A 12,365-nucleotide genomic window follows, 5' to 3' on the forward strand; every position below is an offset into this window, starting at 1 on the left:
TAGCTCAAGTCTTCCCATATTCTTTGTATGGATTTTACTATTGAATTACTCATATTACTATTTTTAGTAGCTGTATTAGCAGGATGGGTAGACACGATTGCTGGAGGCGGTGGTATGATAACTATCCCGATAATGTTATTAGTAGGTATGTCTCCTTCTGTAGCGATAGCAACTAATAAACTGCAAGGGAGTAGCGGAACTCTCATGGCAACAGTGTTTTTTATTAAGAAGAAAGAGATTAATCTTAAAGAAATGCGTTTGTCCATCTTAATGACCTTTTTTGGATCAGTTTTGGGTGGATGGCTTGTTTTACAGATACGAGCAGAATATCTAATTATGATATTACCTTTTTTACTTGTTTTTATTGGGATTTATTTTCTATTATCTCCAAATATAGCAAATGAAGATCGACCGAGAAAAATAAGTATGTTGTTGTTTGCGTTAACAGTGGCTCCGTTACTGGGATTTTATGATGGTTTCTTCGGCCCAGGAACAGGTAGTTTAATTGCTTTAGCGTTCATTCTTTTATGTGGATATGGTGCTACACGGGCGACTGCAAATGCTAAGATTTTGAACTTTACAAGTAATTTCGCTGCTTTGTTGTATTTTATTATTTTTGGCCAAATCGATTGGACAATTGGATTGATTATGATGCTTGGTCAAATTATAGGGTCATATATTGGGGCGAAGATGGTGCTTACAAAAGGGACGGCATTAATACGACCAATAGTGGTTATTGTTTGCTTTGTCATGGCAATTAAAATTTTTTTACAAAATATGAACTAAATGTAATCAATATATTATTTGTATCAAAGTTAAAGTGTTTTCATGTTCTTATTGCAGTATTACACTGTTTAAGATGTGTTCAAAATTACACAATTTGACTAGTGTAATGTATTGCGTTATGCTTTTTCTAGTATAAAAGAAAGGCTTGAAGATAATGATTCGTCGTTTGAGAAAGCTAAAAAATGTAGCAGTCGTAGTAAGCTTCTAAGTAAATAGCAATATATATAATACTTAGAAGCGAGGAATAAAGCTATGAAGTATCCATTATTTAATCATTGGTCAGAAACAAAGTATATAAAAGATATAGTAACAAATCCACTCATTGAAGTAGGAGAGTACTCCTATTATTCAGGCTATTATAGTCATCAAAATTTTGAAGATGGATGTGTAAGGTATTTGTGGGGAGATGCTAAGTCCCAAGCACTTTTCAATCCAATTGAACAGATGGGATGGCACCTTGATAAACTCATTATTGGGAATTATGTTTGCATTGCAAGTGGAGTAGTCATTTTAATGGGTGGTAACCATAATCATCACTCAGAATGGATTACAGTATATCCATTCGCTGAGCAAATTAAACAATCATATGAACCTAAGGGCAATACAGTCATTAAAAGTGATGCTTGGATTGGAATGAATGCTATAATAATGCCTGGCGTTACTATTGGTGAAGGTGCAATTGTTGCTGCAGGATCTGTAGTAAGTAAAGATGTTCCGCCGTATACAATAGTTGGTGGAAATCCTGCTAAGGAAATAAAGAAACGATTCACTGATACAGAAATAAACATGTTAATGGAAATGCGTTGGTTTGATTGGGATAGGAAATTGATTGAGAAGGCAATTCCGCTGTTATCTAGTCCATCCATCGAACCATTATTTACTTTTTATAAAAATGAAGTGAAAAATAAATAAATTAGTTAGAAAAACTACATCCAGTATAGGGTGTAGTTTTTTATTTTTTGTAAATGTGGAACAAATGTATTATTTAGATTGTCTATTAATTGTAATCCTAAAAAATATGAAAGTGTGAATCATTTTGAAAAATATAAGGGGATTAAAAATAAGGATATGTGTGGAAATACAAAGTATTAGCGCACCTAAAAGTGTCGGATGAGATGGTCTATATGAAAGCGATTCTAACGTTTTATATGTATATACAATTTGAGAACACTGTCTATTTTTTTTTGCGGGATTATGTTAGAATAACGCTTTTTTTTAGTACAAAGAAATTGGAGGTAACTGAAGTGAAAGGTATGTTTTGCAAGAGAGTTATTGCAATAGTAACAGTGCTTACAATATTTTGTAGCATGGTCGTTACAATTGGAAAAGCAGCAGCGGAAACAGATCCTGCTATAGACGTTGAAGCAGGATCAGCAATTTTAATAGAAGCAAATTCCGGAAAAATTTTATATGAAAAAAATGCAGATGAATCATTGGCAATTGCTAGTATGACAAAAATGATGAGCGAATACTTAGTTCATGAAGCGGTGGATAAAGGAAAACTTAAATGGGATCAAAAAGTTAAAATCTCTGAATATGCACATAAGATTTCGCAAGATCGTTCACTATCAAATGTTCCATTAGAAAATGGTGGCTCTTATACGGTAAAAGAGTTATATGAGGCAATGGCAATTTACTCTGCAAATGGTGCAACAATTGCTTTAGTTGAACAGATTGCTGGTAAAGAGGTCAATTTTGTAAAAATGATGAACGATAAGTCAAAAGAGTTTGGTATGAAAGACTATAAGTTTGTAAACTCTACCGGCTTAACAAATCAAGATTTAAAAGGATATCATCTAGAAGGGACAACTCTAGAAGAGAAAAATAAAATGTCTGCAAGGGATTGTGCAATTTTAGCACAACGTCTTATTCAAGATTTTCCCCAAATATTAAATACAGCAAAAATTCCTAAAAAAACATTCCAAGAGGGTGGTAAATATCCAATTGATATGGCGAACTTTAATTGGATGTTAAAAGGCTTAATTAAGCAATATGAAGGTGTAGATGGTTTGAAAACAGGAACGACTCCAGAAGCGGGAGATTGTTTCACTGGTACAGTAGAAAGAAATGGTATGCGCCTAATTTCTGTAGTGATAAAAGCAAAATCTCATACGGCACGTTTTGATGAAACAAAGAAATTATACGATTATGGATTTGCGAATTTTGAAGTGAAGAATGTCTATGGAAAAGATTCAGTAGTAAAAGGGCATGAAACAGTTCGAGTAGCAAATGCAAAAGAAAAAGATGTAGTAGTTCAAATGAAACAAGTTGTTTCGCTTCCAATGCCGAAGGGCAACAAAGACATTTATAAAAAAGAATTTAAAGTATCGAATACGGAACAAGAAGCGCCTATTAAAAAAGGTGTAACAATTAGTAAAATGATTATCTCGTCTAAAGATAATACAGATCCTGGGTTCTTATCAGGTAATTCATTACAAATAGACCTTGTAACAAAATCTGATGTGGAACAAGCAAATTGGCTTACACGTTTTATACGTAAAACAGGATCTTTTTTTAGTGGTATGTGGGATAGTGCGATTGATATAGTAAAAAGCTAATTTTATAGGATACAACTAAATGTTTCACTTTATAAAAATTTAATAAAATCTTTTCTTTGTATTAAATATTTTGTTTTAAATTATGTATATAAAGAAATGGAGGTCAAATTAACTTTGTACTGCTTATATTAGGAATTTAAAGAAAGAATATGTACAATTCTCCCACTACATTCTTATAGTGGCCTTTATGAACAGCAAAATTTACAATTTACAAGGAGAACATTTTATGAGTAAGAGAATAAAAGAATTAGATTCCATACGAGGGTTAGCGGCACTTACTGTGGTATTTGGACATTTTTGTTTAATGCTACCATCGTTGCCTAATTCTATTAAATTTTCCCCGCTTAGGTTTTTATGGGCGGGTGGGGAAGCTGTTATCGTTTTTTATGTACTAAGTGGTTTTGTGTTATCTATGGCACTTTATCATTCAAAAACAAATTATTGGGGATATTTAATTAAGAGATTTGTAAGAATCTATATTCCTTATTATTTTTGGATAATCGTTACCTTTGTTTTATTTATTTTATTTTCGTCGTATGAAGTGGTAGGACTACGGGATTGGTTCTATGATAGGTGGCAAGGGTCTATAACAAAATTAGATATTTTAAACCACTTTGTGCTTCTTAATAACTTTTTTACGGAAAATTATAATCCAGTTATTTGGTCATTGGCTCAAGAAATGCGTATATCTATTGTGTTTCCTTTGTTATTCCTTCTTTTTTATAAACTGAATTGGAAGAAAACGATACTATTTGCTTTGAGCTTTTCTTTAATTAGTGTTGTTCTTAATATGTTGCATATTGGGAAAGCTGAAGGATTTTATAATGGTTATGCTGATACACTGCATTTTACATCTATGTTTATGGTTGGAATGTTACTTTTTAAGTATCAGGAAAAACTTATCTACTCATATAGGAATATGAAAAAAATTAAAAAAGGATTTCTTATTGCATTAGGGGTTATTCTATATTTATATTCCATTTTAATTTATGGTTTTTCCCGTAATGATACAACTTTCTTATTAAAAGATTGGGGTGTCGTAATGGGGGTTAGTATATTTATTATAATGGCTATGAGTAACCTAAAAGTAAAAGTATTTTTAAATAAGAGTGTATTTGTATACTTAGGAGAAATTTCATACAGTATCTATTTGTGTCATTTTCCAATCATGATGATACTATTTAAACTATTGTATACAAAGATACCTATCTTTTTCCTTCTTACTTTGTGCATTGCAATGACAATACTTTTTTCTATAGTTTCGTATCATTTAATCGAAAAGAAATGTATCAACTGGGCAAAACAAAGAACAACAAATTTTTTGAAAAAAAGTATAATTCCTAGCGGGATTTTATTTCTTTAGTAAATATACGAATATGACCGATTCCTTAGTATACTTGGGAATCGGTCAATTTTGGATTCTAAATGTAAATATAGTAAAGTCGAATATAATTGAAATCGAAAAACACTTAGAAATAACAATTACGCTGTGAGCTATTGTATAGTATAGATATGTTTAAAAATAAAGGGGGAATACATATGTGGAAGCGATTTGTAGCAATTGGTGATAGTTTTACAGAGGGGATAGGGGATGAAGTTGAGGGAATTGCATTAAAAAGCTGGGTAGATCATTTTGTTCAACTGTGTGAAAACGATATAGAATATGCCAATTTTGCAAAGCGTGGGTTAGTAACTAAAGAAATTCGCTCGCAGCAATTGGAAAAGGCGTTAACTTTTAATCCAGATTTGGTTAGTCTCATTGCAGGGGCAAACGATGTTTTAAAAGGACGTTGGAATCATGATGCATATAAGAATGATATGGAATTTATGATAGATACATTAAGTAAAGCAGGGGCTGATATTATTATAGCAAACCTTCCAGATTTTACAGTTAGGCTTCCTTTTGCTTCTGAAAAAAAACAAGTAATAAAAGAACAATTATTAGAGGCAAATGAAGTTATACATTCACTGAGCAGAGAGTATAAGCTTCATCATGTTGATTTTTGGAATCATCATTTAGTTAATGACAATACGCTTTGGTCTAAGGATTTAATTCATCCAAACTCAAAAGGATATGTAAAAGTTGCGGAATTGATTTTTAGTAGTTTGCCTGTACAGAAGACAAAATAATAGTTTGCAATGTAACGAATATGATATTAAGTGTATGAAGCTATGTTTTTTAGTAAATGGAAAGAACTAAACATTTAGCAAACAAAGCGTTTCTACGATATATTTCTACAGTAGTGCACAAATACAGAATCACAAAGCAAGATCACTTATGGAAATAGGTGGTCTTTAAATGTTTTTATAACTAAATTAGTATATGCTGTATTACTAACAGTTTCGTACTACATAAAAATTAAGTTCTCTTATAGAAAAACTGATTTTATATTATCTTAAAATATAATAACATGTTCAAATGATATTTTGGGTATGTATCCTAATTGTGAATGATGTGTAATTTTTTTGAAGTATAAATATCCAATAAATAAAATAGGTAGTAGGTGCAGAAGTATTAATACTATATTATTTAATTCTTGTTATGAGTACATTAGTGATTGGTAATATTATATTTTTATTATCAACTTTAGTTATTGGAATTAATTTGCATAGAAAATATGTAGGATAAGAAAAAATAAATATACTTTATTGTATATTTATTTTTTTGTTTAGTAGGATTAATAGTTTCTATAAACTATTATATTAATAAAATTAAAAAACTTAATTCTTGATATCCTTATGGCTAAAGCCATCTATAAAATGACAATATAACTAAATAATTGTTTGGTATGATTTGTGGATTTAGCTTTTTATCCGAATTTTCTGATTCAAATATTTCAACTTTATGAATATAGTAGGTGAAATATTTGTGTGATAGTATTTGAGATAGAAAAAAGCCAACTTTAAAAAGGATGTGAATTGAATGTGCAAACAACTGTAAAGGGTTATATTAAGGCAACGTTTAGCTGTTATTAGTGTAAGGTAAAGATATATTTTGTAACAGTTGATATAAAAATGAAGAAATAGGTACGTTTTTGTTTGTCTGACTATTTTAAATATATGAAAAACAAGACTGGTTTGAGTTTTGACGAAGTTAAATTCTAGGTGAGATTTCAATAATGATTAATTAGGTTTAATAAAGAGGTACCTTATACGCAAAAGCGTTTATATTAGTAACCTAAGGAGCTTGCTTTTATGAAAACTACTGATTCAAAAGGCCTATTAGGAAATAGGGTTTATTTACAAGTTTTCTCTGCCTATTCATTGCTTATGCTTGGTGTTTTTATTGATATGTTAGCGATTATGACTATAGTTGGGTTTGAATGGGAAGTAGATCCTACTATGATTGGATTGATTCCTGTTGCATATGCACTTCCTGGAATTATTTTTGGCTCATGGGCAGGTGTTATTGCAGATCGTTTTAGAAAAATTCCAATTATGATGTTCTGTAATCTAATGGTTGGTCTAATAACAATTGCTCTTTTATTTGTACAAGATATCCACTGGCTCTTAGTGGCATTAATGATTCGTTCCATTTTTATTGTTTTCTATTATCCTGCACAGCAAACACTAACAAGACAGATTGTATCCCCGGACTTGCTTACTAAAGCAGTAAGTATCAACGGAATAGTAGAGCAGGGTACAAAGATAGTAGGCCCACTTATAGGGGGCATGTTGTTGAGCTGGTTTCAACCAGAGTTCTGCCTCATTATAAGAGCTATAAGTTGTTTATTAGCTACTTTAGTTTTGATACCCACAATAAAATTTAAAGAAACTATATCGAAAAAATTTGTTGAAAAGCAAAAACAAAGTACTTGGACCGCTTGGGTACAAGGGTGGGGTTATGTGTTATCTAATCGGATAATATTATCAACCATGATTTTCGTTACAATAGCCATGGCGGTATTACAATTAGTAGACTCACAATTCCCAACTTTATTTAAGAGCTTATTCCCACATGATAAAAGTAAAATGGGATATATCATTTCTATTATTGGTCTTGGCGGAATACTTGGTGCATTACTAACTCAGAAATTAAAACAATTTCAATATGGCTGGGTAGTATGCGGAGGTATGGTTTTAATGGGAATTGGTTTTGGGGGGATTGGTTTGATAACGCCCGGTACGGTCTTCGTTTTAGCCTATTTAATTAGTTTTATCGCTGGTATCGGAAGTGGGCTGATGCTTGTATCTAATCAAGTCATTTTACAAATAGAATCGGATCAAGATCAAGTAGGAAGAGTATTTGGTATACAAAGCAGTTTAACAAACGCAGTTCTAATTATTTCTCCTGCTATGAGTGGTCCATTAGTGCATTTGTTTGGAGTAACTCAACTCTATGTTTATGGAGGGATTGGGCTTGTTATTATTGGAGTAATTGGAGTTTCACTGCAGAAATATTTATGGGCTAAACATAAACACGAACCTATAAGAGCAAATAATTTTTGAAGGGAAGATTTTTATGACCAATGAGGAATGTTATCCATTAAGCCATCCGCAGCGAAGAATATGGTATACAGAAGTTATTCATTCTGATAAAGGAATATGTAATTTAAGATTTTTATTTAAACTTCATCGGAAAATGAATTATTCAAAATTAAACCAAGTTGTGAATCGCGTTATCAGTGAAAATGACGGTCTGTGCATTAGGTTAAAAGAAAATGAGCATCAGGAACCGAAACAATATTTTATTAAACATGAAGAACAAGAATTTGAGTTTTTTGATTTCAGTAATGTGGAGAATACAAATTTGCTTGAGGAATGGATTGAGCAGAAAACAAAAGAAACGTTTACATTATTTAATTCAAATTTATACTATTTCGCTTTAATAAAATTAAACGATGATGAATGTGCAGTCTTTGGAAATGTTCATCATATTATTATGGATGGTTTATCAATTCAAATATTTACTGAGCAGATTGCAAAATATTATTATGACATGCATAACGAGAATGAGGAAGGCGAAATTAAAAATTCATATGTTCAATTTCTGACTAATGAACAAACATATTTGAATAGTAGTCGTTTTCAAAAAGATCAAAAATTCTGGTTAGAGGAATTTAAAACACTGCCATCTGCGACTGGATTGAAGCCTTATAATACGTACCAAGTTAGTACCAAAGCATCACGTGAGACGTTTATATTAACGGAGCATTTGAAGAGAAAGATAGAAAGATTTTCTGAAGATTACAAAATTAGTTTATACACTTTTTTTGTTGCTGCTTTCTCGTTGTCCATGTATCGGTGGACCTCATCGCTTGATATTGGTTTAGGAATGGCTTACGGCAATCGTATGACTAAAATGGAGCGAAAATTGATTGGAATGATGGTGAGTACAGTTCCTTTAAGAATGGATATTAATCCGGAAGAAGAAGTACTTTCATTTATTAGTAGGGTATCCAGAAAACAAAGCAAATTATTGAGACACCAGAAATATCCATTTGATTTGTTATTAAAGCAGATTAATAAAGAGAATAATAGTAATGTGAGACTTTTCGGAACTACGATTGATTATAGGGATCGTGATGAAAGTGGTGACTCACTATGGATTCCAAACCATGAAGAGGTGCAAGATTTTGCAGTGCATATTGAAAATCTAATTGATATTGACTCTTTACATGTACATATTGATTATCGTGAGGAGCTATTTTCTAAGGAAGAGATAAAACGTTTTTTTAACGTGATGTTAGCGATAATGGAAAACACTTTTGAAAAACCAAAGCAGAAGGTAGCTGAAATCGAAATCATTTCTGATGAAGATAAAAGAAGAAGTTTAGTTGAGTTCAACAATCCTAAGCTGGATGTCCCATCTCAAGTAACTATTCATGAAATGTTCGAACGGCAAGCGATGATTTATCCAAATGCTATTGCAGTTACGTATGAAAAAGAAAAAATTACTTATAAGGAGCTTAATGAACGTGCAAACCAGTTAGCTCATTATCTGCAGAAAAAAGGAGTAGGACCTGATACTTTAGTTGGACTGTGCGTTGAACGTTCCCACGAGATGATTGTAGGTATTTTAGGGATTTTGAAGGCTGGTGGGGCTTATGTCCCACTTGATCCAACATATCCAGAGCAACGACTTCAATATATTTTAGAAGATGCTAGCATTCAGTTATTCGTAACGCAAGAAAGTTTAAAAGAATTGAACTGGTTACCAGAAAATGTTGAGTCGATTTGCCTGGATCGTGATCAAGATGAGATTTGGAAAGAAAGTAAGACTTTGCCGGTTTCTAGTGTCGGTCCCCAAAATCTGGCATATGTAATCTATACTTCGGGATCAACGGGAAATCCAAAGGGCGTTATGATAGAGCATCACAATGTCATTCGGTTATTTAAATCGACGGATTGTTGGTATCAGTTTAATGAAAAAGATACTTGGACGCTTTTTCATTCGTATGCATTTGATTTCTCAGTATGGGAAATTTGGGGAGCGTTATTATATGGTGGGAAATTAGTTGTTGTTCCGTACTGGATTAGTCGATCACCTAAGGATTTTTATCAATTATTGGTGGAGGAAGAAGTCACAGTTCTAAATCAGACACCTTCCGCATTTCGACAATTAATACAAGTGTGTGAACAAGAAGATAAGAATAAAAATTTGCAGCTGCGTTATGTCATATTTGGCGGAGAAGCGTTAGAACCTACTAGCTTGTTACCGTGGTTTCAAAGGTATGGGGAGAAAAACCCACAGTTAATTAATATGTATGGAATTACAGAAACCACAGTTCATGTTACATATTATCCAATTACTTTAGATGATGTGCAGCATGCTTCAAGAAGTAATATTGGAAAGCGGATTCCCGATTTAGAAGTGTATATACTAGACGCTTATCAACAACCTGTTCCTATAGGTGTTGATGGTGAACTTTATATTGGCGGGGCGGGGCTTGCACGTGGGTATTTAAATAGACCTGAATTAACAGCAGAGCGTTTTATATCTCATCCATTTAGTAGTGATCTGAAAGCAAGATTATACCGGACAGGAGACTTAGCGAGGTATTTGCCAGATGGGAATCTAGATTATCGTGGAAGAATTGATCATCAGGTTAAAATACGTGGTTTCCGAATTGAGATTGGGGAAATTGAGTCTACTTTACATACATATGCATATGTAAAAGAGGCAGTTGTAATTGTAAGAGAAGATCAGCCAGGCGATAAACGATTAGTAGCATATGTTGTAGGAGATGGAAATGTAGATGCGTGGAGAGAGTATCTTAAAGCGAAACTACCAAGTTATATGGTTCCTTCGGGATTTGTGGCGATGGAAGCTATTCCACTTACAGCTAACGGTAAAGTTGATCGTGAGGCCTTACCTATGCCGGAGGAAAAGCAGATTAATAGTGAATGTGTTGGCCCTCGGAATAGTAACGAACAGATACTAACTACCATTTGGAAGAGAGTATTAGGTGTTAAAAAGGTGGGAATCTATGATAATTTCTTTGAAATTGGTGGCGACTCGATTCTCAGTATTCAAATCATATCTCAAGCAAGTCAAGTGGGGTTAAAACTTACTCCAAAGCAAATGTTTGAATGCCCAACTATCGCTGAGCTGGCACAAGTGGCTATAGAAACGCAGGGAGTACAAGCGGAGCAGGGAATTGTGATAGGTGATGTGCCTCTTACTCCAATTCAGTGCTGGTTCTTCGAGCAAGAACATGCACATCCAGAGCATTGGAATCAATCAATGCTTTTAAGAGTAAAAGAAAGATTGGATGTGAAGTTACTAGAGGGAGCGATATTAAATTTACTGAAACATCATGATGCTTTACGTTTCCGGTACGAACAGTTACCAAACGGAACGTGGAGGCAGAGAAATGAAGGGACTGATGAGCTGTCAGTACTCCATGTTGTAAAACGGAATCAAGTTAATGAAAAAGAGTGGAATAAAATAATACAAGAAGAGATGAACATTAATCAAGCTAGTTTCAATTTAATTACTGGTCCGTTAATGAAAGTAGTGTACTTTGAAGATAACTTGACTGAAAATGATCGAATATTCTGGGTGATACATCATTTAGTAGTAGATGGAGTGTCATGGAGGATTCTATTGGAAGATTTACAGGTGGTATATAACCAGATGAAACAAGGTCAAGAAATTCGCTTACCTGCGAAAAGTACATCTTTTAAAGAGTGGTCTGAACGACTCCAGACGTACAGTAATTCGGGTATTTTAAAAGAAATACAAAATTATTGGAATGAACAAGTAGAAAAAGAAACGATGAAAATTCCAATGGACTATCCAATACAAGAAACGACAGAAGAATCGATTGATCAAGTAACGAGGACTTTAGGAATAGAAGAAACACAAGCATTGTTTCACGAAGTTCTAGTCACTCATAAGACAAGGATTGATGAGGTACTATTAACGGCATTAGGACAAGCTATCGTCGATTGTACAAATCAGCAAACCGTTTCTATTCATCTAGAAGGACACGGAAGAGAAGAGATGATTGAAGGTATTGATTTATCAAGGACAGTGGGCTGGTTCACGAGTATTTATCCCGTTCATCTCAATTTTCAAGGAACTCAGACACCTATTGAAGGGTTAAAGGCAGTCAAAGAGCAATTGCGTCGAATCCCAAATCGCGGAGTTGACTATGGTATTTTACGTTACTTGAATAAAGGATTACTTCCGTTTTATCAGCAAAAGCCTTCAATAAGCTTTAACTATTTGGGCCAATTTGATCAGGTGTTTTCAAGGGACTCTTTGTTTATGCAAGAGACAGGATTTACATTTTTAGATCATGCTCCAGATTCCAAACCATCTCATCTAATTGATGTTATCGGAATGGTGAAAGATGAAAAGTTACATTTTATTTGGATGTATAGTAGGGAACAGTTTTCTAAATTAAAAATTCAAGTGATAGCAGATGGTATGTTGAGGCATCTTCGTCAACTTATAAATAAACCAACAACAGAGTCTGCTTTTACGGTATCAGATTTTGCTGATGCAGAGGATCTTACGGAAGAAAGCTTGAGCAAAGTATTACTTAAATTAACAAAGAAGAGGGTGTAAAA

At 33.2% G+C, this 12,365-nt stretch carries 7 protein-coding genes; all 7 read left to right on the forward strand.

From position 1 onward, the window contains the following. Window positions 1-27: 27 nt before the first annotated feature. The 7 genes from MKY21_RS12175 (at window position 28) to MKY21_RS12205 (ending at window position 12,363) form a co-directional block, all read left to right on the forward strand. On the forward strand, window positions 28-786 hold the full coding sequence (locus MKY21_RS12175; protein ID WP_341076349.1) for a TSUP family transporter: 759 nt from the start codon (window positions 28-30) through the stop codon (window positions 784-786). Window positions 787-1,038: 252 nt separating this feature from the next. After that, a complete protein-coding gene (locus tag MKY21_RS12180; RefSeq protein WP_000876939.1) occupies window positions 1,039-1,698 on the forward strand; it encodes a CatB-related O-acetyltransferase in 660 nt (219 codons plus the stop codon). Between the two features lie 332 nt (window positions 1,699-2,030). Beyond that, window positions 2,031-3,344: a D-alanyl-D-alanine carboxypeptidase family protein gene (locus MKY21_RS12185; protein WP_044797530.1), complete on the forward strand. Its 1,314-nt coding sequence runs from the start codon at window positions 2,031-2,033 to the stop codon at window positions 3,342-3,344. A gap of 187 nt (window positions 3,345-3,531) precedes the next feature. After that, window positions 3,532-4,707, forward strand: coding sequence for an acyltransferase family protein (locus MKY21_RS12190; RefSeq protein WP_001999762.1), 1,176 nt, complete (start codon window positions 3,532-3,534; stop codon window positions 4,705-4,707). Window positions 4,708-4,883: 176 nt separating this feature from the next. Further along, entirely contained in the window at window positions 4,884-5,474 is a 591-nt protein-coding gene (locus MKY21_RS12195; RefSeq protein WP_000265884.1) for an SGNH/GDSL hydrolase family protein, read from the forward strand. A gap of 1,065 nt (window positions 5,475-6,539) precedes the next feature. Continuing rightward, window positions 6,540-7,793, forward strand: a complete 1,254-nt coding sequence (locus MKY21_RS12200; protein ID WP_016117929.1) for an MFS transporter — start codon at window positions 6,540-6,542, stop codon at window positions 7,791-7,793. A 13-nt stretch (window positions 7,794-7,806) separates the two neighbouring features. Then, window positions 7,807-12,363: an amino acid adenylation domain-containing protein gene (locus MKY21_RS12205; protein ID WP_341076352.1), complete on the forward strand. Its 4,557-nt coding sequence runs from the start codon at window positions 7,807-7,809 to the stop codon at window positions 12,361-12,363. Window positions 12,364-12,365 lie beyond the last annotated feature (2 nt).

This window comes from Bacillus sp. FSL R9-9497, from assembly GCF_038005805.1.
GTDB lineage: Bacteria > Bacillota > Bacilli > Bacillales > Bacillaceae_G > Bacillus_A > Bacillus_A cereus.

Bases quoted from the DNA above. Each gene is read 5' to 3' on its own strand.
- MKY21_RS12175 (WP_341076349.1), top strand. From the start codon at position 28: ATGGATTTTACTATTGAATTACTCATATTACTATTTTTAGTAGCTGTA.
- MKY21_RS12180 (WP_000876939.1), top strand. From the start codon at position 1,039: ATGAAGTATCCATTATTTAATCATTGGTCAGAAACAAAGTATATAAAA.
- MKY21_RS12190 (WP_001999762.1), top strand. From the start codon at position 3,532: ATGAACAGCAAAATTTACAATTTACAAGGAGAACATTTTATGAGTAAG.
- MKY21_RS12195 (WP_000265884.1), top strand. From the start codon at position 4,884: ATGTGGAAGCGATTTGTAGCAATTGGTGATAGTTTTACAGAGGGGATA.
- MKY21_RS12200 (WP_016117929.1), top strand. From the start codon at position 6,540: ATGAAAACTACTGATTCAAAAGGCCTATTAGGAAATAGGGTTTATTTA.
- MKY21_RS12205 (WP_341076352.1), top strand. From the start codon at position 7,807: ATGACCAATGAGGAATGTTATCCATTAAGCCATCCGCAGCGAAGAATA.